Source organism: Acinetobacter sp. YH12140 (genome assembly GCF_013418475.1).
In the GTDB taxonomy this organism is placed as follows: domain Bacteria; phylum Pseudomonadota; class Gammaproteobacteria; order Pseudomonadales; family Moraxellaceae; genus Acinetobacter; species Acinetobacter amyesii.
Genome location: NZ_VPBZ01000008.1, coordinates 187,019 through 213,291, shown reverse-complemented (window position 1 = coordinate 213,291; position 26,273 = coordinate 187,019). Strand labels below are relative to the sequence as shown.

The following is a 26,273-nucleotide window of genomic DNA, read 5'->3' as shown; positions in this document are numbered from 1 at the left end:
ATATAATGTTTCAATGTATTGTTTTAAGTTGTTGAAATTATTTTATTTATTTGGGTTATTTGAATGGCAGATATGGTTATTCTGTGGCTTGCAAAGTGATTTGAGGGTGTAGCCAATGGATTCGGCATAACCTTATGCAAAATAATGCTATTCAGCACATAAAAAAAGCCACTTTAAAGTGACTTTTTACAAACCAATGAGTTTCTTTGGTAGTTGTATAAGGCCTGACGGGCATTCGGTAAGTCATCGACACTGACTTGTTCAAAACCTTGTTCAAGGAACCAATGCGCTGTTCGTGTGGTCAAAATAAACAATTGTTCAATACCTAAATCTCGCGCTTTTTCTTCTAAATAATGCAAAATTTGGCTGCCACGATTCGATTTTCGATAACCCGGATGCACAGCCACACATGCGATTTCAGCAGAGCGTTTTTCATTCCCTGTGACAGGAATCGGATATAACGCAGCGCAAGCCAAAATCGTACCGTCACGTTCAATCACTGCAAATTGTCCAATTTCATTTTCCAGGCGTTCGCGTGAGCGATAAACCAAGATACCTTCTTGTTCGAGAGGGCGTAACAGATTGATTAAGCCACCCACATCTTGAATATCGGCAGTACGCACTTCTTCATAATGCGCATCAGTGATCATGGTGCCAGAACCGTCACGCGTGAACAATTCTTCGATCAATGCGCCATCATAAGCATAGGAAATAAGATGAACACGGTGCACGCCTTGTAGGGAGGCATCTTTGGCAACGCTTAAATGCAGGGCAATATCGGGGTTAGAATCTTGATATTGCAAAATATGCTGATCAAGTTGATGAGGTGTAATTTCGCGTTGTAGCTGCCCATGTTCATTGTGCAAACCGTGTTGTTTGCCCAAGAAAATTAACTTATCCGCTTTTAAACTGATCGCGGTTTTGGTCGCAACTTCTTCAGCCAATAAATTAAACACTTCACCTGTAGTGGAATAACCTGTCGGCCCAAGCACCACAATGTTTTGGCTCTCTAAATGACGTTGAATCGCATCAATATCGACGGAACGAACTTCACCAGACAGTTGAAAATCGATACCGTCACGAATGCCATACGGTTTTGCCGTGACCAAATTACCTGAGACCACATCAATACGCGCGCCGTACATCGGTGAGTTGGCTAAACCCATAGATAGGAGGGCTTCAATTTGCAGACGAATGGAGCCAACAGCATTCATCACAGCAGGTAAAGATTCGCGAGTGGTGATGCGACGATGATGATGAAATGGTGTCTGGATGCCGCTGCTTTGTAAATTATGATTGATTTGCGGACGGGCACCATGCACCAAAATTAGACGAATACCAAGCGAGTGTAATAAGGCAATATCGTGAATAATATGTTGAAAATTTTCATGTTGCAGCGCTTCACCATCAAACATGATGACAAAGGTTTTGTTGCGATGCGCATTAATATAGGGTGCAGAATGACGGAACCAATGCACATACTGTAAGGTTGTGCTGGAAGATGGTTCAGTGATATTCGTTTGCATGCCTATGCCTGTTTATTCGCTTTGGTATGGATGATTCTAAACAAAAACATATGGCAGCGGAAAGCAAATATAAAAAAACACCTGAACAGTGTTCAGGTGTTGGGAAAGGGATTTAAGAGATCGTCGAATGATTAGCCATTCTTAATGCGAATGATGCGATCGGTACGATCATTGACTAGCACGTAGTCACCATTGATTTTGTACCATTGTTGATAACGACCGGTGTTCGGTAAGCGGCGCGCTTCACGATCACTCACTTTGTAGCGGCTTGAATCGAAATAACGAGGAAAGCTTTGACCAACACGCCAATCGCGGCTTGGATTTACACGACGAAAGTCATTACGGTCGTAGCGATTATTGTCATAACGGTTGTTATTATTCCAATTGCTCGGACGGTGATCTTTGTTCCAACGGTTGTCTTGATGTTGGTATGACGGATGGTAACGGCGGTCATCTTGACGATGGTCTGGCGCAGCAATGGCTGCTGTTGTTGCCATCAAAGCCGATACGGAAAGAACTAAACTCGATACGATTTTGTTCATGGGACACCTCTATACATTTCTAATCTGTTTTTTGATGATTCAAAATTAGCGAGAAAGTTCAGAGAAAGCGTGGGGGCAATATAGTTGAATTGTGAAATGTATGGAGGAAATTTGAAGGTGTGTAAATGATCTGAACGCTAGGCAGCATCAGCTTTTGCGGTTAAACATTAAAAAAACCTCATAAAAAAAGCCCAGAGTTGATCTGGGCTTTAAAATATGGCGAAATTAAATTCAAAACGGCTTACATACCTAAAATTTTCAGAATACTGTTACTATCTGAGTTGACCAATATATAGTCATTATTGATTTTATACCATTGCTGATTACGCGATGGTTTAGGTAAGTTATGGTCTTTATAATCGACTTTATAACCATTACCACGATAATGCTGTGGCATCACATAGCCCGTTTGCCATTTATGTTGTTGCAAACGTTTGACTCCACGTTGTTCACGCATACGGCGTCGATCTTCAAGATCGTCATCGTCCTGATAACCACGGAAATCACGATCTTTTTTCATTTGACCATATGCATTGCCGCGTGGGCCATCAAAGCCACGTTCATCGTTCTTGAAGTGAGGCGCTGCAGACGTGATGCTGCTTGCTATTAAAGCACTGAAAGAAATAGCCAAAATTGGCAAAATCTTTTTCATGTTCAACCCTCATGAGTAATTTATCTTCAATATCACTACTGTACGCATTAAATGCAGAGAAACTGTGAAGAAAGATGAATATTTCTTTAAATAAAACGAAGAGATTGCGGATATTATGCGATAAATTTCGTGCTGAGAACAATCTTTCCATCTTGGAAGAGATGGTCCGATAATGCGCGCTTTTTATCCTTGCAATTCAGCTTTGATTAAATTTGAGGTCTATTGTAAGCACGATCAAAAACGCCCATCAAGTCTTGACAGGCAAATGAGGGGAGAGATGAAAGACTGAAAATGTTGAGTAACTTCGGGTTTTAGTACCACTGCTCGTTTAGGCATTGGAGTGAATAAATTGCTTGAGCCACATATTCAGCTTGCTCGGCATCGTCCATTGCAGAGATCAAATTTTCAGTCAGTTGTAAGTTTTCAATTGAACGAATGGTTTCAATTTTGCGTTTTTGATCAGCCATTTGGGTCTCCTTGCCGTCGGTCTATGTCATGGCCAACAGTCTATGCTTTTATACTTAATTTGAAAAACCGAATATTATTATAAAAATAATTTAAAAATACGATTAATGGAAAGTTGGGTAATGAAGCTGTCTATTGATCAAAGCTTGTTGAATTTCAAATGCTAATCTAAGAGTTTAAAAAAGGGCATCAAATGGCCCTTTTTAGTTCTAAATGTGTCACTTGGAACGTAATTAGTATGCGTATTTCAGGTCGGTATAATCCGTTAATGATTTTTGAATATGAGCTTGAATAAATTCATTAATATCTTCAGGTGTCATTGCTGCACCTTGTTTGGTAATCACATGCTCAAACGGTGCTTGATCTTGCGCAATGATGCGATAAACAAAGTTAGTGATCACTTGAAAGCCTGCTTCTTGCTTTTGAATGCAAGTGACATAGAAATAGGCATGCTCAAAGTTTAAGTCAGTATGCGAAAAAATAAATTGTTCAAATAATTTTGCATTTTGACCGACATCTAAGCCTTTTAAATCGTCCACGATACTCGGGTCGAATTTCATGCCATATTTTGCTGAAATCGGTTGACCATCGACCAGTAGGTTAACCATGCCATCCTCAGTTGGAGTCACTGTAATATTGCTAAAGTCAGACATGTATCAATCCAATGTTTTTAAAGAATGCCTCAAGTATCGGCAAATTTGCTAAAAACTCAAGTCGACTTTCGCGTGGACACCGCGAAATCAGTCGGTTAATGATGTCTTGTAGGCATTCAATACATAAAAAGGAAGCTCGCGCTTCCTTTTTTAAATTGGCTTTAAGCTTATTCATCTTGGGCATCTATGCTGGCACCGGTTAAATGCAAGCTGTCGTCACCCATTAAATATAAATATGCAGGCATGATGCTTTCAGGCGTAGGCAAAGTTTTTGGATCTTCGTCTGGATACGCCTTTGCACGCATGGCAGTACGTGTCGCACCGGGATTAATGCAGTTAAAACGAATATTGGGATGCTCATTTTCTTTGGCGAACAATGTACTCACGGCTTCAATGGCAATTTTTGAGACCGAGTACGCGCCCCAACGTTCACGGGCTTCACGTCCCACACCCGAACTGGCAAAGACCACTGAGGCATGCTCAGATTTTTGCAATAGTGGCATCAGCTCTTGAGTCAGTACAAAGGGCGCACGAAGGTTCACCGCCATAACATCATCCCAAACATCCACAGGATAATGTTCTAGTTCAGTTCGCTCACCCAAGATCCCTGCATTATGCAAAATGCCGTCTAGGCGACCAAATTGCTTTTCTAAGGTGTCGACCAATAGCTCATAGTCACGAGGAGAGGCACTAGACAGTTGTAGCGGTAAAATCGCCGGTTGGGGGGCACCCAATCCTTCAATTTCATCGTAAATCACTTCTAGTTTATTCAGTGTGCGTCCATGTAAGACCACGGTTGCGCCATGTAAGGCATAACTGAGGGCAGCCGCACGGCCAATACCATCGCCCGCACCTGTAATCAGGATAATGCGATCTTTAAGCAGATCGGGGCGAGGTTGATATTCTGAATATTTCATCCGTACCTCCTCGTTTTATTGTGTTGTGTTCTATCGTTATAAAGTCGCAGTGTTGAGCGTTTTCGGTTTGATGACCAAATCATGAATGACTTCATGCAATTCAGCAACAGTCTTCACTATACAATCTGCATGCCAAGCTGTTAAGTCATCTTTGTGTTGTAAAGGTAAATAGCCATAAGCCGCTAGAATTGTGTACATCTGCGCATTACGACCGGCATCGATATCACGTGGATGATCACCGACATAGATACAGTCTTGAGCATCTAGATGAATATGCTTGGCTGCTAAATACATCGGCTCTGGGTCTGGCTTGGTTTTACTGACATCGTCTGGGCAAACCAATACCGAGCAGCGCTCAGTCAAATTCAACGCTTTGAGCAACGCTTCACTGAGTGAACGCGGCTTATTGGTGACAATGCCCCACGGAATTTGATGTTGTTCTAACTCTGCGAGTAGTGGATACATGCCTTCAAACAGATCGGTATCAACTGCAATATCAGCACCATACAGATCTAGAAAGCGTTGACGATGTGCCAGAAAGACAGGATCTTCAACGTCTAACTCTGGATAGACCAGTTTGACCATCGCACGCGCGCCTTCAGATACTTGTACACGAATGTCTTCTGCACTGACCACCGCAATGCCTTTGTCACGGCACATGTCTTGAATAATACGAATAAAATCAGCCGCGGTATCAATCAGTGTACCGTCAAGATCAAAGAGTACAGCTTTCATTAGGCTTCTTTCACCGTATGAACCATGTAGTTCACATCCACATTGGGTGCGAGCCAATAGCGTTTGGTGATCGGGTTATAATGTAAACCTGTCATATCTTTGAGTTTTAACTCGGCTTGACGAATATCATGAGCTAATTCTGAAGGTTTAATAAACTTGGAATAATCATGAGTGCCTTTCGCCAACATACGTAAAACATATTCCGCACCAATAATCGCAAACAAATACGCTTTAGGATTACGGTTAATGGTCGAGAAGAATACATGACCACCCGGTTTTACCAGTTTTTGACAGGCTAAAATAATTGATGCTGGATCAGGTACATGTTCGAGCATTTCCATACAGGTAACGACGTCATATTGACCTGCTTGTTCTTCTGCCAATTGCTCTACAGGCACTTGGCGATATTCAATATTTTGCACATTTTCTTGCTCGGCATGTAGGCGTGCAACATTTAATGGCGCTTCGCCCATGTCGATACCCAATACTTGTGCGCCACGACGTGCCATGCTTTCAGCTAAAATACCGCCGCCACAGCCTACATCTAATACTTTCTTGCCAGTGATACCATTTGAATGCTCATCAATCCAGTTCAAACGCAGGGGATTAATCATGTGCAAAGGGCGGAACTCAGAATGCTGATCCCACCATATGGCTGCGAAAGCTTCAAATTTGGCAATTTCTTGTGGATCAACATTCAATTGCGACATCGGTTGCACCTCAATCAAGTCTTTATATTTTAGAAAAAAGTTTATGGGAGTTAGTGTAGCGCGTCCTGAAAAAAAAGCGATAAAAGCCTTAAAAAAGTTCACAGAATGAAAACGAAATCGACAGATTTGATTTATAGTGTTGCCATAAACTAATCATAATGATTTTGAGGACGATAAGTTCAATGAAAAAATTCCTTTTAGGCACGATTACAACAGCTATTTTGGCTTTTTCTGGCAGTGCGATGGCAGCGCAATTTGTCGCGGGGACTGATTACACAGTTATTCCAAAACCGATTAAAGTCGAACGTCCGGGTAAAATCGAAGTTCGTGAGTTCTTTTGGTACGGTTGCCCACATTGCTTTAAATTAGAACCGCATATGCAAACGTGGTTAAAGCAATTGCCTAAAGATGTACGTTTTGTCCGTACACCTGCAGCAATGAATCCACTTTGGGAACAAGGCGCGCGTGCTTACTATGCATCGGAAGCACTGGGTGTTCGTCAAAAAGCACATTTACAATTGTTCCATGACATTCATGTGGGTCAAAAAAATATCTTAGAACAAGGCGCATTTGCTAAGTTCTACACCCGTTATGGTGTTCCTGAAGCGAAATTTAACAGCACATTTAAATCATTTGCTGTGTCTTCAAAAATTGCTCAAGCGAAAAGCTTAGCGGCTCAATATCAATTGAGCGGCGTGCCTGCGATTACCGTCAATGGTAAATACATCGTACAAGGTGAAGATGCACGTACCGTTGAAATCGTGAAATTCCTTGTTGATAAAGAACGTAAAGCGAAATAACAGATGTTTTGAAAAAGCCGCACTCGATGCGGCTTTTTTATGGCGATAAATTTTGTGGATCAGAGATTTGAGCCAAAGATCGATCCCAATGTAAGATGCCACGAAATAAGAGCTGAACTTGAGTCTGAGCTTGGCGGCGAAATTGTTGTAGCGCATCAGTACGTTGTGGAAGGTCAATATGTCGATGTAAGTCAATCCACTGCATTGCCCAACTTAAGGCCAATTCAAACAAAATTTGTCCCAATACTTTGAGGTCTTGTTCGGATTGAATATGTTGAGTCGCTTCAACTTGAGCCAGTGCATGGGCCAAATCGGTACTGAGAAAATTAAACTCACGAGTAATGGCTTGTCTTAAGAATGCTGAACCACCCCAACGTTCAGCAATAAGAAACATCCATGCCTCAGGAAATTGCTCAACGGCATGAAATAAATAATCCAGACTTTGTCGTGTGCGTGCATCTGGTGCTTGAAAGCATTGCTGACTCAGTTGATTGAGGACATTCCGAAGGTGCAGGGCCATTTGGTCGACTAGTTCCAAACCGAGTTCGTCCATATCTTGAAAATGGCGATAAAATGCAGCGGGGACCAAGCCAACATGACGGGAAATTTCGCGTAAGCTCAGACTGCTAAAAGAACGGCCTGTGGTACTCAATGCAAGCGCTGCATCAAGGATAGCTTTACGACTTTGTTGCTTACGTTCTTCCCGTATCGACATGCAATTCGTCCTGAATATTGCGTGGCTTCAGTCTAACAAATTTCCTGATGACGTACGACGGTCCTATCAAAACTTGGTTGAATGGATTTTGTAAATGCACACGAATGCGTCCCGAATCTGGCTGTACCTTCTGTTATAATGTACCGCAATCAATTTTGTCAGATTAAGGACTCATCATGCGTATCGACCAACGAGCATTAGATCAATTACGTGAAGTAAAAATTACCCGTAACTACACACGTTATGCGGAAGGTTCTGTATTGGTTGAATTTGGTCATACAAAAGTTCTTTGTACTGCAAGTGTAGACAACTCAGTGCCACGTTTCCTTAAAGGGAAAGGTCAAGGCTGGGTAACTGCGGAATACGGCATGCTTCCACGTTCTACACATACCCGTAGTGACCGTGAAGCAGCACGTGGTAAACAAAGTGGTCGTACACAAGAAATCCAACGTTTGATCGGTCGTAGCTTACGTGCCATGGTTGATTTGAAAAAATTGGGTGAAAATACAATTAGCATCGACTGTGATGTGATTCAAGCAGATGGCGGTACACGCACAGCATCAATCACAGGTGCAGCTGTTGCTTTGGTCGATGCGATGAATGTCTTGCTTGAAAATAAAAAAATCAAACAAGATCCGCTTAAAGGCTTAGTTGCAGCTGTTTCTGTAGGTATGTATCAAGATGAAGCATTACTTGATCTTTGCTATGAAGAAGATTCAAACTGCCAAACTGACTTAAATGTGGTCATGACACAAGCAGGTGAGTTCATTGAACTTCAAGGCACAGCTGAAGACAAACCATTTACGCGTGCACAGTGTAATGAAATGCTTGAATTGGCTGAAAAAGGCATTCAAGAGTTAATTAAGAAACAACAAGAAGCTTTGGGTTGGTAAGTTGTTTGATTCAGTTTAAACTGAATAAAGAACGCATCTTCGGATGCGTTTTTTTATGCGCTGAATATAGAAAATCCAACAAGAATCGGCTATTCAGTAGCGTGCCTTTGACTCAAATTAATAGAATCAGGATGCTTTGAAGGACTAAAAATGAAAAATTGGATGATGTATTGTTCTTTATTCACCGTATTTTTGATCAGTGGTTGTGATTTTTTGGGAAATCAGGTTCAAGAGCGAGAAGGTGGTCGTTTTTCTGAACAAAGTGAAAACTCAAAAGATCAGGACGATGATCAAGATGAGCGCGAGCAGCATGAAGACGATGCGGAGCATGAAAAGGACTCCGAGCATGAAGATGAAGCTCGACGAAGTTCAAAACAACAGCAAGATGATGATTAAGTCATGCTAGAGGTTAAGCAGAAAAAAGGGTGCGACAGCACCCTTTATTTATGTTTAGAGTAAGCCTAGAGCTTAGGCATTAAAGCGCATCGATAAATCAATCGCTGTGACATCTTTGGTAAGCACACCCATCGAAATATAATCGACCCCTGTCGTTGCCACTTCACGTAAATTTGCAATAGTGATATTGCCTGAGGCTTCAAGTTTGCAGCGACCATTCACATGTTTGACGGCATCAATCATTTGTTGCTGACTAAAGTTATCCAACATCACAATATCCGCACCTGCTTCCAACGCTTGGTTGAGTTCGTCCCAAGTTTCTACTTCCACTTCAACGGGTTTACCCGGAGCAATGGTATGCGCTTTAGCAATAGCTTGGCTAATGCCACCTGCTGCCATGATGTGATTTTCTTTAATTAAAAACGCATCAAATAAACCTAAGCGATGGTTTTGACCACCTCCGACAGCAACTGCATATTTTTGTGCAATACGTAGGCCTGGTAAGGTTTTACGGGTATCGAGTAAACGAGTATTCAAACCTTCAAGCTGATGGACATAGGCAGCAGTTTTAGTCGCTACTGCAGATAATGTTTGTATAAAATTTAAGGCTGGACGCTCAACCGTGAGTAAACTACGCGCAGAACCTGCGAGTTTTAAAAAGGCTTCGCCTGCGGCAACACGGTCACCATCATGTTTCAACCAAGTGACTTGGACAGCGGCATCGTAAGCCTGAATGAGTGCATTAACCCAAGGCTGACCCGCCAAGATCATCTCTTCACGGCTGATAATCGTTGCAGTGGCTTGTTCATCTTCTGGAGTTAACAGGGCTGTAATATCGCCTTCGCCAATATCTTCTTGTAGTGCGTGTTGAATATTGATTTGGATTGATTGTTCAAGCAAAGATTGCGATATGCTCATAAGAAGTTCCGTATCTTTTTAACCCAGGAAAATGTGCGCGTTATATTAGCATTGTTCCTTAAAAATGAGCGATTTTTAACTCCTTTCACAGACTTGAATTGAGATTTCAATGTGAAAGTTTTAGCATTAAAACTTTCAAGTAGGGCTCGGCGTTTTGATCTGCAGCATTGCAGGCCGGCTTAGACACAGGATTTTTTTATGTCACAAGCAATAACATTTCAGGTGCAGGATGGGCAATTGCTAGGTGCGCGTCAAATTCCATCACCGAATTTTAACCAGCGTCCTGAAGATACCGAAATTCAGCTTGTCGTCATTCATAATATTAGTTTGCCACCTTCTCAGTTCGGCGGTGGTTATATCGAACAATTTTTCCAAAATCAGTTGGATTGGTCGAAACATCCTTATTTTCAAACTATTGAAGGGATGCAAGTATCGACACATTTATTGATCCTGCGCACAGGCGAAGTTCTACAGTTTGTCAATTTTAATGATCGAGCTTGGCATGCAGGTCGCTCAACCTATTTAGCACAAAAAGAATGTAATGATTATTCGATAGGCATCGAACTCGAAGGAAGTGATGATTTACCTTTTGAAGCTGCACAATATGCCGTGCTGACCGAGGTCGTGGCGTGTTTACAACAGGCTTATCCTAAAATTCAACAACATATCGCCGGACACTCAGATATTGCACCGGGACGTAAAACAGATCCAGGTCCATTTTTTGAGTGGAACGCTTTTCGTCAACAGCTGCATCATTTTAAAAACAAATAAACAATACATACTGCGTTTAATAAACCAATGAAATTCCTTGACGAGTTTCATTACAATAGGCGCACTTTCAAAAGTGAGAAATACCGATGGCGCTTTGGCGTTCGACAGTCATTGTCAGTGCAATGACTATGTTGTCCCGTGTATTGGGACTGGTACGGGATATTGTCCTGTTAAATGTATTTGGTGCAGGTAAAGACTTCGATACCTTCGTGGTTGCCTTTCGTATTCCTAACTTTTTTAGGCGCTTATTCGCAGAAGGGGCATTTTCACAAGCCTTTATTCCTGTATTGACTGAATATAAAACCAGTCGAACCCATGCCGAAGTCCAGATTCTGATTAGCCGTGTTTTTGGCTGTTTAGGTCTGGTGATGACTAGTTTGACGTTCATCGCGATGGTGGCGGCACCCGCGATTATTTATATCTATGCACCGGGTTTCCATGGTGATGCAGACAAGTTTGCGTTAGCTACCGATATGTTCCGCCTAACGATTCCTTACTTACTGTTTATGTCCCTAACGGCATTTGCCAGCAGTATTTTGAACAGTTATGGCTCATTCAGTACACCTGCGTTCGCTCCAGTGTTACTCAATGTCGCGATGATTGCCGGTGCGCTGTGGTTAACCCCTTATATGGCTGAGCCAATTATGGCTTTGGGTTGGTCTGTTGTCGCAGCAGGATTCTTGCAATTGGCGATTCAGATTCCAGAGCTGTGGCGTAAAAAATTACTGATTCCACCCAAAGTAGACTTCAAACACGAAGGTGTTGATCGGATCATGAAGTTGATGCTGCCAGCACTGTTTGGTGTCTCAGTGACGCAGATCAACCTACTGTTGAACACCATTTGGGCGTCTTTTATGCAAGATGGTTCAGTATCATGGCTATATAGTGCTGAACGTATGACCGAGCTACCTTTAGGTTTGATTGGGGTAGCTATTGGTACCGTGATTTTACCGTCATTGTCTGCACGCCATGCTGAACAAGATCAGGACAAATTCCGCCGTATGATTGATTGGGCAGCTAAGGTCATTATCTTGGTGGGTGTGCCTGCCAGTATTGCGCTTTTCATGCTCTCTACACCTATTATTCAGGCCTTATTTGAACGTGGTCAATTTAGCTTTGAAGATACACAGATGACCGCATTGGCATTGCAATGTATGAGTGCCGGTGTGATTTCATTCATGCTCATTAAAGTGTTTGCACCAGGGTTTTATGCGCAACAAGATACCAAAACTCCAGTACGTGTAGGTTTAATGGCGGTCGCAGCCAATGCCATTCTTAATGTGGTGTTTATTGGATTCTTTAAACTGATTGATTGGCATGCTGAGCATATGGCCTTGGCATTGGCATCCTCTGGTTCCGCATTAGTAAATGCAGGGATGCTGTATTTTTATTTACATAAGCGCAATATTTTCCGTTTTGGTGCGCATTGGAAAAAGTTGGTGATTCAGTTTGCGATAGCCAATGCTGTGATGATTGCTGCTCTGTGGTATGGCTTAACATGGTACAACGGTGATGTATCTGCGTGGATGCGTGTCGCGGAAGTGATCATCTTATGTGTGATTGGTGTTGCTGCTTATGGTATCGCCTTAATTGCAACAGGCTTTAGACCACGTCATTTAAAACCATAAAGCTAAAACCACACAACGTAGTAAGTTTACGTGGATGTAAAAAAATAAGAGCACATAGGCTCTTATTTTTTTCATTGACACTCAAGATGATAAAAACGTACGTTTCTTATCCATGAGTCTAAGAGGGGTAATTTGTAGTTTAAAACGACATACAATCCGTCGCCTAAACTTTTCCTCGAGAGAGGAAACCAACAATTGCAAGTATGACTGCAATAACCAAAAGAATAACAGCAAAGTCTTTGGATAAGCCTGCCACACCACCAAAACCTAGCAGACTAGCAATCAATGCAATTACAGCGAAAATAATAGCCCAGCGGAACATAGTTTTATCTCCATGTGATTTTTTATTCTGTATGCCCATTATAAGAGGCTAAAAAAACCTACTATGTAGTCTTTTGTTTATTTAATGTTCAATATTCGGTAACTTAAACAAAGAATTAATGTGCAGGTTCAGTTAATATGCCTGCCACCTTTGTTGCGAGCGAGAAGATGACCGATACTCTACGCCCACATTTTTGGAAAAAGCATGCTTTGACTGAACTCACCCATTTGGAGTGGGAGTCACTCTGTGATGGTTGCGGGCTTTGCTGTTTAATTAAGCTTGAAGATGAAGATACTCATGAGGTTGCCTACACCAAAGTGGCATGCAAACTTTTAGATTGTGAAAAGGCATCTTGCTCCGATTATCCAAATCGTCAATCACATGTTCCAGACTGTATACAGCTGACGCCACATCAGATTCACCAATTTCATTGGCTACCACCGAGCTGTGCTTATCGTAGAATTTCTGAGGGTAAAGATTTACCACGTTGGCATCATCTAGTGACGGGAAATCGTGACAGTATTTTGAAGGCACGAAAGTCTGCCGCAGGGCGTTGCATCAGTGAAGAAGACGTCAACCCTGACGATATTGAAGATTATATTGTGCGTTGGGTACGCTAAAGGACACAGATACGCTCAATTTTGGATCTAGAGTTGATCTTGTATCATAGCCAGAAAGTCTTGTTCTGACAGAACCTGAAAACCGTGCTGTTTGAGGAGTGCTGTGGTTACCCCATAGCCTTCAATTTTCGTACGGGTAAAGCTGCCGTCATAAATATAATGGCTGCCGCAAGACGGGCTGCGATCTTTCAAGACAACAACATCAACTTTGTGAAATTGGGCCAATTCTAACATTCGTTGAGCACCCGCAATAAATTCAGCACTAACGTCTGTCCCCAAAACATCTTTAACTTGAGCTGTACCATTGAGCACATCAGTGGCTTGACCATTTTGAATTTCTGCAGGAAAACGTGGACAGCTCAGGCCGCCCATCATTTCTGGGCAGGCCGTAATGACTTGGTGAGTCTGCATCAGTTGGCAAATCGCTTGTTGTGTATTTGATTTGGCATCATAACGAACGGGTTGGCCTGCCAGACAGGCACTGACTAAATACTTCAGTGTCATCGTGTCTTGCTCCACAAGTTTTAGTGACTCAAAAGTTCCATCGCATGGTCATAACTGAGCGGACGATAAAAGTAAAAACCTTGTCCAGTATGACAATTACATTCTTTTAATGTATCGACCTGTTCCGGTTTCTCTATACCTTCGACTAGTATATTCAGGGAAACACTCGCACCAATTTGTGTAATCGCTTTGACAATGGCAAGTGCTGAACAGTCGGTATGCATGCGTTCCACAAAATTACGGTCTATCTTAATACAGTCGACAGGGTAATTACTCAAACGTGTTAATGATGAATGACCTGTACCAAAATCATCTAAAGAAATGTGTATGCCATGCTCTTTTAATAAATGGAGAGCGCGAATCACATAATTTGAGCCACGTTCTGACAGGCTTTGCTCGGTAATTTCGACCTCAATAATGTCTGGTGAGATACCAAACTGCTTTAAGCGATTCAGTAATTTTTCCGCATAGTCATCACGTAAAAATTCGACAGGTGCAGCATTTATTGAAATCGGTAGCGGTTGCAGTCCAAGTTCAATCCATTTTTGAATATCTTGAAAGATTTTAATTTGCATTGTTTCACTAATGCGTGAAGCCAATTCATAATCTTGAAATGCAGCAAAAATTTGAGAAGGTAATTGTAATTGTTGGTCTTTATCATACCAACGTAACAACGCTTCAAAGCCGATAACTTGACTGTCAGACAGACGAACTTTGGGTTGATAAAACGGAATAATTTGATTGGACTTAATCAAGCTGCGTGCAAGCGTTAATTGGCGAGTAGTATTTTCAAGGGTTTTGAACATAGTATGGTTGAACATTCGTACACCACCACGACCACTGCTTTTTAAATCATTTAGCGCAATATCAGCACATTTAAGTAAATTGGAGGTATTTTGTGCATCGCGAGGGTAGATCGCACAGCCAATACTCATACCAATATTGATACTTTGCCCATTATAGAAAATGGGCATGTCCATTTGCTGACAGGCGATGCTGGCAAAATTCTGTAATTGTTGTTGCGATTTTAAATTTGGAATAGAAATGGCAAATTCATCGCCACCTAAACGTGAAACTACAATATTTGTATCAAAACATTGCTGAAAACGCTGCCCAAGGGTATGCAGTAAATGGTCTCCTGCACTATGACCTAAGGTGTCGTTAATATGCTTAAAATAATCTAGATCGATTAATAACAAACCCAGTTGTTGCTGATGTTCTCGCGCCACTTTTAATTGGCTTTTAAATACTCGACTAAACGCACGGCGGTTTAATAAACCTGTTAAATCATCTCGTTCAATGATGCGTTGAAGTTTATTTTCTGCAAGTCGCTGTATCGTAATATCACGTGATACACAGAGAATTTCTTTGACTTGGCCATATTCGTTGAATACTGGGCTGAGCATATTATCCCAATAAGCCAAGGGTTCATCTGCTACTTGGCTCATGCCGACAAAGCGAGATATTTTGCCATCTTTGGCTTCGGCAAAAGCATTCAAACACGCGTCACGGACTTCTTCAGGCAGTAATTTATGCCAAGACATACCAAACTCAGTTTCAGTTGGAGATACGCCCAGAGCTAAACATCCCGCGCGGTTCATATGCAGAATTTGACCGTCTAGACTTAATAATTTTATACAGTCGACACTAGCATCTAACATTTGATTACGACTATTCAGTTTTTCTCGTAATTCAGCGCATTGATTATGTTGTAATTGTATATTCTTGGCTTGGGGCATTTTTTGAAATAAATTTATAGGTAGATCAATGCCTTGTTGAACTTGAACGATTCGCTTTTGCTTTGTTGATTGCTTCATACAATCTGTCCAATTGGGTCAGGCAAGTCTAAAATGGGATATCTTGCCGATGATACTTTAATTTGATCAATAAGGGCTAGGATGTCTTGTTACATTATAGTTAACATTCGCCTAAGCTTTTTTACATGCAAGATAATTAAATAACGACATTAAACCACCCTCCTAAATTGAATACCGAATAAAGCAAAGATTCTGCCAAGGCAGTGTTAGAATAGAAAAAACGTCCCCAATTGCCGGAAACGAAATAATAAGATGTCAGACAGCCAAATTCCTCTTCCTGAACGCATGCGTCCTCATGATTTATCTCAAATTATTGGACAAGATCACCTTTTAGGTGAAGATGCACCGTTACGCCAGATGATTGACCAAGGGCATTTGCCATCGATTATTTTTTGGGGACCTCCGGGTGTAGGTAAAACCACAATTGCATTGTTGTTAGCGCAGGCCGTTGACCGACCATTTATTAGTTTATCTGCGCTCAATACTGGGGTGAAAGAGTTACGTGAAATCATCGCCGATGGTGGAGATTTATTGACACCTGTGGTGTTTATTGATGAAATTCATCGCTTTAATAAGTCACAACAAGATGCCTTACTGAATGCAGTTGAAAAGGGCAAAATTACCCTGATTGGTGCAACCACAGAAAACCCTTCATTTGAAGTTAATAATGCCTTATTGTCGCGTTGTCAGGTGTATACCTTAAATGCTCTGGATAATGACGCAATTCAGCGCTTATTAGATCAAGCCATTCAGCAAGATTCGTTTTTAAAAGAGCGTTATATTCAAATCGAAGAATATGAAGCTTTATTTCAATTTGCCGCAGGTGATGCTCGTAAAGCATTAAATCTTTTAGATTTAATCGCCAGTACGTTTGAGCCAGACTTAGAAAATATCATTAACAATGCGGTGGTAGTCAAAGTTGCGCAGCAAAATATTGCACGCTATGACAAATCGGGCGAACAGCATTATGATCTAGTTTCGGCTTTTATTAAGTCGATTCGAGGCAGTGATCCAGATGCCGCTTTGTATTGGATGGCTCGAATGCTCAAAGGTGGTGAAGATCCTGTTTTTATTGCCCGTCGTATGTTGATTGCGGCATCTGAAGATATTGGCAACTCAAATCCAAATGCTTTACTGTTGGCTGGAGAATGTTTCCGATCTGTGCAGGCAATTGGTATGCCTGAATGTCGAATCATTTTGGGGCAATGTGCGGTGTATTTGGCAACCAGTGCTAAAAGTAACAGTACTTATTTGGCCATCAACAAAGCCTTAGATTTGGCAGAAAAAACCTCGAATCTACCCGTGCCATTGCATTTGAGAAATGCACCAACCAAATTGATGAAAGAGCAAGGCTATGGCGTGGACTATTTATATCCACATAATTATCCTGAACATTTTGTCATGCAGGATTATATGCCGCCTGAACTGAAAGGCACTAAGCTGTATGAGTCTGCACGTAATAAACGTGAAGTTGAAGGTGAGCGTTTGCAGCAACGACGTTGGATGCAACAACAGCAACAATGATTTGAATGATCATAATGCTAAGGCGCTTCGGCGCCCTTTTTTTATGTCTATTTCATGCAAAAAAAAGCCCAACTCAAGGCGAGCTGGGCTGAAAAAATAGGATGTCTTTGGGGGAGATACATCCTAGAGGGTAGATGGAAAATCTGGTCGGCATACACATTGGAGAAGTATAGATCCTGGTGCTGCCTGATATGTAGCTATCTTAGTGTGAACGTGGGTAAATGTGAAACAGAGGATTTTTATGGTTAACATTTGTTTTTTCGATCATGGATTAATCGAGTAATATTTCATTAAAAAACCGAGCTAAAGAGCTCGGTTTTTATAATCGATGGACGATTTAGATATCAGAAAGGTCGATACCTAAACGTGCAGCAACTTCTTCATAAGCTTCAACTACACCGCCTAAACCTTGACGGAAACGGTCTTTGTCGAGTTTTTTCTTAGTGTCTTTGTCCCATAGACGGCAGCCGTCTGGAGAGAATTCGTCACCCAGTACGATACGGTCGTGGAACACACCAAATTCAAGTTTAAAGTCAACAAGCAGCATGTTGCCTGCATCGAATAGACCTTTAAGTACTTCGTTTACTTTGTAAGTCAATTCTTTCATTTGAGCGAGTTGTTCTGCAGTCGCCCAACCTAATGCAATCGCTTGTGATTCATTCACCATTGGGTCGCCTAACGCATCGTCTTTGAAGAACAATTCGAAAGTTGGCGGAGTAAGTTCTTTACCTTCTTCAACGCCTAAACGACGGCAAAGTGAACCTGCTGCATAGTTACGGATTACGCACTCTACAGGAACCATAGTCAATTTTTTCACTAAAACTTCAGTTGGAGAAAGAAGTTTTTCGAAATGAGTTTCGATACCAGCCGCAGCCAATTTTTCCATGATAAAGGCGTTAAAACGGTTGTTCACCTTACCTTTGCGATCCAGTTGTTCAATTTTTTCACCGTTGAATGCAGAAGCATCGTCACGGAAAACTAGGATGAGGTGGTCAGAACTATCTGTTTCATAAACAGATTTCGCTTTACCAGTATAGAGCAAGGTTTGTTTTAACATGAGGGAACCTTTTTCGAGAAAAAATGCCTAGTACGACTAGGCTGGCCAATTTTGGTAAATCTGAGCTAACAGATCTGCAGCTTTTTCTTTGTCTGCAAAACTGTTATCGGCATTGAACACAGCGATGTTATTGCTTGAACCTACAGAAGAAAGTCTTAAGACATAGGTCTGCTGATCGACCTTGACGGTTACTTCGTAACGGTTTTTGCTCTGACCAACAATGGTATGGTTAAGGCTGCTGAGGGTAGCAAGTGTGTATTGCCAAATTGTAGCAGAATTTCCTTCAACTTTGATCAGTGGATTTTGATTTCCATCCACCAATAGTTGAGGGCGGCTAATATTTGTACTGTCTGTTGAGGAATCTGCAACGACATTATTTTTTTCCGCGGCTGGACGCGGAAGGGCATAGCGATTGCCACGCTTATTTTCAAGCTTTGGTGCATGCTCAATTGCTAGCGGGTCAACTGATGGAGCAGGATACAAAGGCGTTGCAGGACGAACCATTGACCCTTCAGGGTATTTCAGCGGTTCAACATCTGTGGTTTGTTTATAGTCCAGTGTGCCATTATTAAAGGCAAGTGAACTACAACCGGCTAATGTAAATACTGAAAGTGCCAGGCTAAGTCCTAAACGTAATTGCATGATGTTTGCTCTTCTTTATTTGATAACGCCCGCAGTGATGAGTGCTTCACGAAGCGGAGTACGATATTGTTCTGCAAGGGGTGTTAATGGTAAGCGAATGCCTGTTTCAATCAGGTTCATCTCATGAAGTGCCCATTTCACAGGAATTGGGTTCGATTCGCAAAATAAAATTTGATGTAAATTTGCAACAGTATTGTTTTGTTGCTCGGCTTGGACTGCGTCACCCGCCAAAGCGCTTGCACACACTTCGCTCATTTCTTTTGGCGCCACGTTCGCAGTAACCGAAATGTTGCCTTTAGCACCTAAACCCATTAACTGATAAGCCGTTGCATCATCACCTGAGTACACCACCATATCTTTGCCTTTAAGGCCTTCAATGAGTTCTTGACCACGAGGAACATCGCCAGTGGCGTCTTTAATGCCCACGATTTGTGGAATATCAGCAAGACGGATCACGGTGTCATTGTGCATGTCTACACCAGTACGGCCAGGTACATTGTACAAAATTTGAGGTAAATCAACAGCTTCAGCAATCGCTTTGTAGTGTTGATACAGGCCTTCTTGGGTAGGTTTGTTATAGTATGGTGTAACTAATAATGCCGCATCTGCACCTAATTCTTTGGCTTCTTTGGTGAGTTCAATTGCTTCGTGGGTTGAGTTTGCACCTGTGCCGGCAATAATTGGAATGCGTTTGTTCGCCACACGGATGATTTCTTTGATCACCTGAGTGTGTTCGGCCATGCTCAAGGTAGAAGCTTCACCTGTAGTCCCTACAGCAACAATACTATTGGTGCCTTGCTTTATATGCCACTCAACCAGCTTCTCGAGGCTCTTCCAATCTACGCTGCCATCTTCAAACATTGGGGTGACGATTGCGACAATTGAACCTTGAATGGTCTGAGCTTGCTGAGTCATTTTGAAAAGCTATCCTATTTGTCCATCCGACAAGATGAAATATTGATTTCTGGATGGTTTCGAATTTTGATTTGTAGCATGTTCATTGGGCTATACCCAAATTGAATAATGCTTACGCAAATTATGACTGATCAAACGCATAAGAACAATATGCTTTGGTCAAAGCCATAAAATTCTTTATACAAATCAAACTTAAAACAATCAAGTGTAAAATAGCGGTTTTTTTGCAGCCTGAAAATTGTTCAGCAAGGGCTGAATCTTGAAAATGTGTTATTCAATCGAGAGGGTTGGCATGGTTGATGGGATTGATTAAATCATCAGCAAAAGGTTGATCTATGTGTATTCCGTGCTTTTTAATCAGAATTTAAGATTAAATAACAATGACTAAAGATTTAAAAACTATATCAATTCGCTCGGGTTTTATTACAAATGATTGTTAAAAACTTGGGTAATAATCTTTTTTATATCTAATAGAAATAGACATGTTTTTATGAGTGTTTAAAAAGATCGCTTGATTTGACTGTTCATTGCACGATTCATATTTTTTTATTTTAAATTTTTAATTGTTTTTACGACTTTGTGACTTAAAGCACAAAAACTATTACACCATGCACGTAATCCAATTTTGGACGAAAGGCTTCAACTTATTGGTAGTTATATCCTTTATAAGGCTCAGCGATGATGCGACTTAATTTGAACGCTGATGACAACAAGGATTCTCCAATGGAAAAGTCAGATAACAAGCATGCTATTGTCACGGTAGCAATCTGCTTCCTTATTGCCGTAATCGAAGGTCTGGATATTCAGGCTGCAGGTATTGCAGCAGCAGGGATTCGTGAATATTTCGGGCTGGATAGCTCGCAGCTAGGGGTGTTTTTTAGTGCCGGTATTTTAGGATTATTACCTGGTGCTTTGTTGGGTGGTCGGATTGCAGACCGAATGGGCCGTAAAAAAGTATTAATTTGGTCTACGGGGATGTTCGCCATCTTTACCTTATGTACGGTATGGGTAAATAGCTTCCATAGCTTACTCGCTGTACGTTTTCTTGCAGGTGCAGGTTTAGGTGCAGCAATGCCAATTTTAATTACCTTGGCATCTGAAGCGGTAACGCCACAAAATCGTGGTCGTGCAGTCGGTTTGATGTACTGTGGTATGCCTGTGGGTGCGGCAATCTTGTCATTAGTTGCAATGACGGACTTCGGTGCAAACTGGAAAAATATTTTCTATTTAGGCGGTTTATTACCGATTGTTGTGATTCCATTGATGATTTGGTTCCTGCCCGAATCGCGTGAATTCTTGAAAGCCAAAGATCAAGCGGTTCAAGCGACCGCCAATGGCGAAGTGCAACAAGGTGCTTTCAAAAACCTCTTTAACACAGAAAACCGTTTACGTACTTTCTCAATTTGGGTGAGCTACTTCTTCACCTTGATGGTGGTGTACATCATGTTGAGCTGGTTACCGTCGTTGTTCACCGAACTCGGTTTCACTCGTAAAGATGGTGCAACTGCGCAGTTCTACTTCATGGTGAGTGCAACCATTGGTACGATCATTTTAGGTATGTTGACTGATCGTTGGAAGAAAGCTTATGTGATCATTTTGATGTACGGCGGTATTTTGGCAGGTCTATTTGCGCTGAATGGTGCAGGTTCATTGACTCAAATGTACATGGCGTCAGCTTTAGTCGGTGCATTCGTGATTGGTTGCCAAGGTGTATTGTACGCCTTCGGTGGTATCGTGTATCCGACACAGTTACGTGGTACGGGTGTTGGTGTAGCTTCAGCCGTTGGTCGTGTCGGTGCAATGTTAGGCCCTGCAATTGCTGGTCAGTTATTGGCAGCAGGTTTTGGTGCGGCAGGGGTGATTACCGCGGCAATTCCATGTATCGCAATCTCTGCAATATTTATGTTGTTATTGGTACGTCGTATTCCATCATAAGGAACATGCCATATCAAAAAAAGCCCGCATATTGCGGGCTTTTTTATGGCGACAATAGAAGTCGCACTAATGCTTTAAGCCAAGATAAATAAACGTATTTGATGTAAAAATACAGCAGAAAGAGAAAACAAAAAATCAACGTAGAGGGGCTATGTCAGCAAGAAAACTGGTCGCAATTTTTAAAGTTGATCAACGTGAATTCAGTTTGTATCTACATCAATACGAACTGATCTTGGAACTCAAACCTGTATTTCAAAGAAATCGCCAACAGCCGAGAAAAAATGCGTGGTTGGCCTTTGCCGATGAACCTACTCTAGAAGATGTTGCTGAAAATATTAATGCGTTTGAGGTCATGCAACAGACACGCAGCCATTTATTAAAATATATCTTTAAACATCAACCGCGATATTTTTATTTTCATGCTTCGACTCGGCGAAAAGCCCGTATTTACCCACGCTTTGCACAGCGGCTGGTTGAGCATTTGCCCAAGTATCGGTATTGTCAGGAAGGACAGTCATTTTATTTTTACGCACAGGACTGAATACTCAGGTTTTTAAAATATGAGCGAATCAGTAGAGTCGCCGAAAATGCATGACAACGGATGGAGAGATATGCAAAAAAATACAGCGCTGATTGTGGTCGATGTACAAAATGGTTTTACCCCGGGTGGTCAGTTGGCTGTTGCCAATGCCGATCAAATTATTCCAGGGATTAATCAACTGGGGCAATACTTTACGAATATTGTGCTGACTCAAGATTGGCATCCAGCCGACCATATCTCTTTTGCTGAAAATCATCCTGAGCATGTACCTTATGACAGCATAGAGTTGAGTTATGGGGCGCAAGTACTGTGGCCGACGCATTGTGTACAAGGCACACAGGATGCCGAATTGCATCCTAATTTAAATTTACCGACGGCGCAGCTGATTATCCGTAAAGGTTTTCATCAGCATATCGACAGCTACTCTGCTTTTATGGAAGCAGATCAGAAAACTTCAACAGGTTTGGCGGGCTATTTGCGCGAACGTGGTATTGATACAGTCTTTGTGGTGGGCATTGCCACGGATTTCTGTGTTGCATGGACGGCAATGGATGCACGTAAGCTTGGTTTTGAAACTTTTGTGATTGCTGATTTGACCAAAGGGATCGATTTACAGGGTTCTTTACAGCATGCATGGCAAGACATGTTGGCGAATGGGGTGAAGCGTATTTACCTGAAAGATATTGTGCAGCAGCATGCACAGGCATTATCTTTGGCATGACCCAGTGGGCTCAGTTGAGAAAAGGCACAAGGGTGTGCCTTTTTTGGTCCCTGTTTTTAAATGGAAGATGCCTATGTTGGCTTTCTTAAAATTCACTCAATTTGTGCAGAAAACATTTGCGATTTGGGTGGTGCTGTTTGCAGCGCTCGCCATGTTTTTTCCCGATGTATTTGTTTGGTTAAAAGCATATATCCCATGGATGCTAGGCATCATTATGTTGGGTATGGGCATGACCATGACACTGCAAGATTTTAAAAGTGTATTGCAAAGTCCGAAAGCTGTGATGATCGGGGTTTTGGCACAGTTTATTGTGATGCCGGGATTGGCATTTTTCTTGTGTAAATTATTACAACTGCCGACAGAAATCGCGATAGGGGTCATTCTTGTCGGTTGCTGTCCGGGTGGAACGGCTTCTAATGTCATCACCTATATGGCAAAAGGTAATACCGCATTATCTGTTGCCTGCACCTCTGTTTCGACATTACTCGCACCGGTTTTAACCCCTGCGATTTTCTATTTGCTGGCAAGCCAATGGATTGAAATTAATGCGGCATCGATGTTGGTTTCAATTTTACAAGTGGTTTTATTTCCGATCATTGTGGGGTTAATGATTCGAACTGTATTTAAGCACCGAGTGGATGCCTATATACAGGTCATGCCATTGGTTTCTGTTGTGGCAATTGTGGCGATTGTGGCGGCAATCATTGCGGGTAGCCGAACACAGATTTTGCAATCAGGTTTACTGATTCTTGGGGTAGTTGCCTTACATAATGGCTTGGGCTATCTATTGGGTTTTTGGGCCAGCCGAATATTTAAATTGCCCTATGCAGACTGTAAAGCAGTATCAATTGAAGTCGGGATGCAAAACTCAGGTTTGGGTGTGGCATTGGCGGCGACCCATTTTGCTGCTTCACCTTTGACCGCTGTGCCGAGTGCGATTTTTAGTTTGTGGCACAATATCTCGGGTCCTGCACTGGCAACCTATTGGGCAGCACAGACGAGTGAGGCCAAAGCATCGGAACAAGACAAGCCTGTTCAATAAACAAAAAAATTCAGTAAAATAAAGGGTAATCTCCCTCTTTTTTGATGTCTAAAATAAATTTTACGATTTGATGAACACGGTTTTAGGGAGTTGCATGCTTTTTTAATTGATTAATGCTATTTGTAACATAAGTGTCATCTCCGCTGCCTAACATGCCGGCAACCACTTTAGATATAGACTGTTTCAAACAGCATTGAGAGGGTATGCCACATTTTCAGCATTCATCAGAGACCTATTATAATCGTGAATTGTCGCTTTTAGATTTTAATCGGCGGGTCTTGGCTCAGGCACTCGATTCAAGTTTACCGTTACTTGAACGCTTGAATTTTCTCATCATTTTTTCACGCAATTTAGATGAATTCTTTGAAATTCGCATTGCGGGGCTAATGAAACAACGAGATTTGAATGCAATTGCACGGACGCCTGATGCCATTCCGACTGAAGTGGTCTTAGATGAACTTTCCCAAGTGATTCATGACACGGTTGCACAGCAATACCAGACCCTCAATCATGCTGTATTGCCTGCATTACAAAGTGAAGGTATTCGCTTTATTCAATTTAAAGATATTTTAGAAAAACATCGGGCGTGGATTAGCCATTATTTTAGTAAAGAAGTTCAACCAGTCTTAACACCGATTAGCTTAGATCCATCGCATCCGTTTCCACGCTTGGTCAATAAAAGCCTCAACTTTATTGTGAGTCTAGAAGGCAAAGATGCCTTTGGTCGTGCCATTGAAATGGCAATTGTGCCTGCGCCACGCTCATTGCCGCGTTTAATCAAAATGCCCGCCGAGGTTGAAGGCAGTGCAGAGACACAAATTTTCCTGACCGCCATTATTCAGCAACACATCAATGACCTATTTCCGGGGATGAAAGCGACGGGCTGTTATGCCTTTCGAGTGACACGCAATGCAGATTTAGTTCTGGCTGAAGATGTGGATGACTTGGCGGTGGCATTAAAAGATGAATTGTCTTCACGGCGTTTTGGTCGGGCAGTTCGCTTAGAAATTGAAGCTGATTGTCCGCAAAGCATTATTGATTATTTGTTAGATGAATTTGATTTGAGTGAGCAGGAGCTCTATCGCATTGACGGCCCGATCAATTTATCGCGTCTCAGTACCAGTTTTAATCGACCTGAACTGAAATATCCGGTCTATACACCGATTATTCCTAAAGTTTTTCGTAAACAAACCGCGATTTTTGATGTATTAAAAACACAAGATGTGTTGTTACATCATCCGTTTGACTCCTTTCAACCGGTCATCAACTTATTACGTGAAGCTGCAAAAGACCCTCAGGTATTAGCCATTAAGCAAACGCTCTATCGTAGTGGGCCAGATTCGGACATCGTACAAGTTTTAGCGGAGGCGGCACGCAACGGCAAGGAAGTAACCGCCGTCATCGAACTTCGGGCGCGGTTTGATGAAGAATCCAATATTACCGTGGCCAATATATTGCAAGAAGCTGGGGCTGTCGTGGTGTATGGCATTGTGGGCTATAAAACCCATGCCAAGATGATTTTGATTGTGCGCCGTGAAAATAATCAGCTGTTACGCTACGCCCATTTGGGAACAGGTAATTACCACGCAGGCAATGCGCGGATGTATACCGATTATGGCCTGATGACGACGCATCCCGATATTTGCGAAGATGTGCATCGTATGTTTCAGGAATTGACCGGTATGGGCAAGATGGCAAAGTTGAAAGCCTTACTGCATGCACCATTTACCCTGCATACTGAATTACTGAAACTGATTGAACAGGAAATTGTTGCTGCACAAGCGGGAAAATACGCAAGAATTATTGTGAAGGTCAATGCACTCACGGAACCGCAACTGATTGCTGCTTTGTATCGTGCATCGCAAGCAGGGGTATGTGTAGATTTAATTATCCGTTCGATTTGTTGTTTGATTCCTCAGGTTAAAGGGATGTCTGAGAATATTCATGTGAGATCTATCGTTGGACGCTTCTTAGAGCATACTCGAGTGTATTATTTTGAGCATGCAGGCGAAAAACGATTGTACTGTGCCAGTGCCGATTGGATGGGACGTAACTTATTTTCACGGGTCGAAACCTGTTTTCCCATTTTGGAAAGCCGTTTGAAAAAACGCATTATGAAAGATGGTTTACTTAACTATTTGGAAGATAATCAAAATGCATGGGAAATGCAGTCGAATGGGCAATGGGAGAAAGTCGCGGTTGAAGCAGGTACCGAACCGCATGACGCGCAAAAATATTTGATTGCACAGAAAATTTCGACTGTTTAAGACAAAAAATCCCGACTTAAGTCGGGATTTTTGATTTCGCTCAAA

General features: G+C 41.9%; 28 protein-coding genes. 12 read left to right on the top strand and 16 right to left on the bottom strand.

All coding sequences use genetic code 11. The annotated features are described in order from the left end of the window. Positions 1-173: 173 nt before the first annotated feature. From argA to ubiG, 8 genes are all read right to left on the bottom strand, one after another. A complete protein-coding gene (argA, locus tag FTU75_RS13500; protein ID WP_111886026.1) occupies positions 174-1,526 on the bottom strand; it encodes an amino-acid N-acetyltransferase in 1,353 nt (450 codons plus the stop codon). A gap of 131 nt (positions 1,527-1,657) precedes the next feature. Further along, positions 1,658-2,068: an RcnB family protein gene (locus FTU75_RS13495; RefSeq protein ID WP_180116181.1), complete on the bottom strand. Its 411-nt coding sequence runs from the start codon at positions 2,066-2,068 to the stop codon at positions 1,658-1,660. A 241-nt stretch (positions 2,069-2,309) separates the two neighbouring features. Continuing rightward, positions 2,310-2,720 (bottom strand): RcnB family protein, encoded by a 411-nt coding sequence (locus tag FTU75_RS13490; protein ID WP_078193274.1) that lies wholly within the window; start codon positions 2,718-2,720, stop codon positions 2,310-2,312. Positions 2,721-3,031: 311 nt separating this feature from the next. Next, positions 3,032-3,187 carry a hypothetical protein gene (locus FTU75_RS13485; RefSeq protein ID WP_180116180.1) on the bottom strand — a complete coding sequence of 52 codons (156 nt, stop codon included), beginning with the start codon at positions 3,185-3,187 and terminating at the stop codon, positions 3,032-3,034. 231 nt (positions 3,188-3,418) lie between these two features. Further along, the gene (locus tag FTU75_RS13480; RefSeq protein WP_111885093.1) at positions 3,419-3,838 is read right to left on the bottom strand and encodes a hypothetical protein; all 420 of its coding nucleotides are present in this window, start codon (positions 3,836-3,838) and stop codon (positions 3,419-3,421) included. A gap of 167 nt (positions 3,839-4,005) precedes the next feature. After that, entirely contained in the window at positions 4,006-4,755 is a 750-nt protein-coding gene (locus FTU75_RS13475; protein ID WP_078190639.1) for a YciK family oxidoreductase, read from the bottom strand. 36 nt (positions 4,756-4,791) lie between these two features. Next, entirely contained in the window at positions 4,792-5,490 is a 699-nt protein-coding gene (locus FTU75_RS13470) for an HAD family hydrolase (protein ID WP_078193272.1), read from the bottom strand. Then, positions 5,490-6,200, bottom strand: coding sequence for a bifunctional 2-polyprenyl-6-hydroxyphenol methylase/3-demethylubiquinol 3-O-methyltransferase UbiG (gene ubiG, locus FTU75_RS13465; RefSeq protein WP_078190637.1), 711 nt, complete (start codon positions 6,198-6,200; stop codon positions 5,490-5,492). Before ubiG ends, FTU75_RS13470 begins: the two co-directional genes overlap by 1 nt. A 182-nt stretch (positions 6,201-6,382) precedes the next feature. Here ubiG and FTU75_RS13460 point away from each other — a divergent pair, with 182 nt between their 5' ends. Next, on the top strand, positions 6,383-7,000 hold the full coding sequence (locus FTU75_RS13460; RefSeq protein ID WP_180116179.1) for a thiol:disulfide interchange protein DsbA/DsbL: 618 nt from the start codon (positions 6,383-6,385) through the stop codon (positions 6,998-7,000). Positions 7,001-7,037: 37 nt separating this feature from the next. Here FTU75_RS13460 and FTU75_RS13455 read toward each other — a convergent pair whose 3' ends face one another. Beyond that, on the bottom strand, positions 7,038-7,715 hold the full coding sequence (locus FTU75_RS13455) for a TetR family transcriptional regulator (protein WP_111885098.1): 678 nt from the start codon (positions 7,713-7,715) through the stop codon (positions 7,038-7,040). Positions 7,716-7,891: 176 nt separating this feature from the next. On the opposite strand from FTU75_RS13455, the gene rph reads away from it, so the two are divergent. Together rph and FTU75_RS13445 are read left to right on the top strand one after the other, a co-directional pair. After that, on the top strand, positions 7,892-8,608 hold the full coding sequence (gene rph / locus FTU75_RS13450; protein WP_111885099.1) for a ribonuclease PH: 717 nt from the start codon (positions 7,892-7,894) through the stop codon (positions 8,606-8,608). Between the two features lie 150 nt (positions 8,609-8,758). Continuing rightward, positions 8,759-9,004, top strand: a complete 246-nt coding sequence (locus FTU75_RS13445; protein ID WP_180116178.1) for a hypothetical protein — start codon at positions 8,759-8,761, stop codon at positions 9,002-9,004. Between the two features lie 72 nt (positions 9,005-9,076). On the opposite strand, the gene nadC is transcribed toward FTU75_RS13445, so the two are convergent. Further along, entirely contained in the window at positions 9,077-9,922 is an 846-nt protein-coding gene (gene nadC, locus FTU75_RS13440; protein ID WP_180116177.1) for a carboxylating nicotinate-nucleotide diphosphorylase, read from the bottom strand. 198 nt (positions 9,923-10,120) lie between these two features. On the opposite strand from nadC, the gene ampD reads away from it, so the two are divergent. Both ampD and murJ read left to right on the top strand, forming a co-directional pair. Beyond that, positions 10,121-10,693, top strand: a complete 573-nt coding sequence (gene ampD, locus FTU75_RS13435) for a 1,6-anhydro-N-acetylmuramyl-L-alanine amidase AmpD (RefSeq protein ID WP_180116176.1) — start codon at positions 10,121-10,123, stop codon at positions 10,691-10,693. 86 nt (positions 10,694-10,779) lie between these two features. Next, complete coding sequence (gene murJ / locus FTU75_RS13430; protein ID WP_180092649.1) at positions 10,780-12,321, top strand: murein biosynthesis integral membrane protein MurJ; 1,542 nt, start codon at positions 10,780-10,782, stop codon at positions 12,319-12,321. A gap of 163 nt (positions 12,322-12,484) precedes the next feature. Here the strand turns inward: murJ and FTU75_RS13425 are convergent, their stop codons facing one another. After that, the gene (locus FTU75_RS13425) at positions 12,485-12,643 is read right to left on the bottom strand and encodes a DUF1328 domain-containing protein (RefSeq protein ID WP_005006601.1); all 159 of its coding nucleotides are present in this window, start codon (positions 12,641-12,643) and stop codon (positions 12,485-12,487) included. Positions 12,644-12,810: 167 nt separating this feature from the next. Between FTU75_RS13425 and FTU75_RS13420 the strand changes: the two genes are divergently transcribed. Next, positions 12,811-13,263 (top strand): YcgN family cysteine cluster protein, encoded by a 453-nt coding sequence (locus FTU75_RS13420; protein WP_180036044.1) that lies wholly within the window; start codon positions 12,811-12,813, stop codon positions 13,261-13,263. A gap of 27 nt (positions 13,264-13,290) precedes the next feature. On the opposite strand, the gene FTU75_RS13415 is transcribed toward FTU75_RS13420, so the two are convergent. Together FTU75_RS13415 and FTU75_RS13410 are read right to left on the bottom strand one after the other, a co-directional pair. Next, positions 13,291-13,767 carry a DUF523 domain-containing protein gene (locus tag FTU75_RS13415; protein ID WP_180116175.1) on the bottom strand — a complete coding sequence of 159 codons (477 nt, stop codon included), beginning with the start codon at positions 13,765-13,767 and terminating at the stop codon, positions 13,291-13,293. A 20-nt stretch (positions 13,768-13,787) separates the two neighbouring features. Then, entirely contained in the window at positions 13,788-15,584 is a 1,797-nt protein-coding gene (locus FTU75_RS13410; protein ID WP_180116174.1) for an EAL domain-containing protein, read from the bottom strand. Positions 15,585-15,836: 252 nt separating this feature from the next. On the opposite strand from FTU75_RS13410, the gene FTU75_RS13405 reads away from it, so the two are divergent. Next, entirely contained in the window at positions 15,837-17,108 is a 1,272-nt protein-coding gene (locus FTU75_RS13405) for a replication-associated recombination protein A (RefSeq protein ID WP_111885104.1), read from the top strand. A 337-nt stretch (positions 17,109-17,445) separates the two neighbouring features. Here the strand turns inward: FTU75_RS13405 and purC are convergent, their stop codons facing one another. Genes purC through dapA form a run of 3 tightly spaced genes read right to left on the bottom strand, consistent with a single transcriptional unit; the run spans position 17,446 to position 19,722 of the window. Further along, positions 17,446-18,165, bottom strand: coding sequence for a phosphoribosylaminoimidazolesuccinocarboxamide synthase (gene purC, locus FTU75_RS13400; RefSeq protein ID WP_078190626.1), 720 nt, complete (start codon positions 18,163-18,165; stop codon positions 17,446-17,448). A 36-nt stretch (positions 18,166-18,201) separates the two neighbouring features. Next, complete coding sequence (locus tag FTU75_RS13395; protein WP_078193263.1) at positions 18,202-18,807, bottom strand: lipoprotein-34 precursor (NlpB); 606 nt, start codon at positions 18,805-18,807, stop codon at positions 18,202-18,204. 15 nt (positions 18,808-18,822) lie between these two features. Continuing rightward, a complete protein-coding gene (gene dapA, locus FTU75_RS13390) occupies positions 18,823-19,722 on the bottom strand; it encodes a 4-hydroxy-tetrahydrodipicolinate synthase (RefSeq protein ID WP_078193262.1) in 900 nt (299 codons plus the stop codon). A 723-nt stretch (positions 19,723-20,445) separates the two neighbouring features. Here dapA and mhpT point away from each other — a divergent pair. From mhpT to ppk1, 5 genes are all read left to right on the top strand, one after another. Further along, entirely contained in the window at positions 20,446-21,657 is a 1,212-nt protein-coding gene (mhpT, locus tag FTU75_RS13385) for a 3-(3-hydroxy-phenyl)propionate transporter MhpT (protein ID WP_078193261.1), read from the top strand. Between the two features lie 151 nt (positions 21,658-21,808). Further along, on the top strand, positions 21,809-22,198 hold the full coding sequence (locus FTU75_RS13380; protein WP_180116173.1) for a hypothetical protein: 390 nt from the start codon (positions 21,809-21,811) through the stop codon (positions 22,196-22,198). 70 nt (positions 22,199-22,268) lie between these two features. Then, positions 22,269-22,919 carry a bifunctional nicotinamidase/pyrazinamidase gene (pncA, locus tag FTU75_RS13375; protein WP_180116200.1) on the top strand — a complete coding sequence of 217 codons (651 nt, stop codon included), beginning with the start codon at positions 22,269-22,271 and terminating at the stop codon, positions 22,917-22,919. A gap of 73 nt (positions 22,920-22,992) precedes the next feature. After that, positions 22,993-23,961, top strand: a complete 969-nt coding sequence (locus FTU75_RS13370; protein WP_180116172.1) for a bile acid:sodium symporter family protein — start codon at positions 22,993-22,995, stop codon at positions 23,959-23,961. A gap of 203 nt (positions 23,962-24,164) precedes the next feature. After that, positions 24,165-26,228, top strand: coding sequence for a polyphosphate kinase 1 (gene ppk1, locus FTU75_RS13365; RefSeq protein ID WP_180116171.1), 2,064 nt, complete (start codon positions 24,165-24,167; stop codon positions 26,226-26,228). Positions 26,229-26,273: the final 45 nt, after the last annotated feature.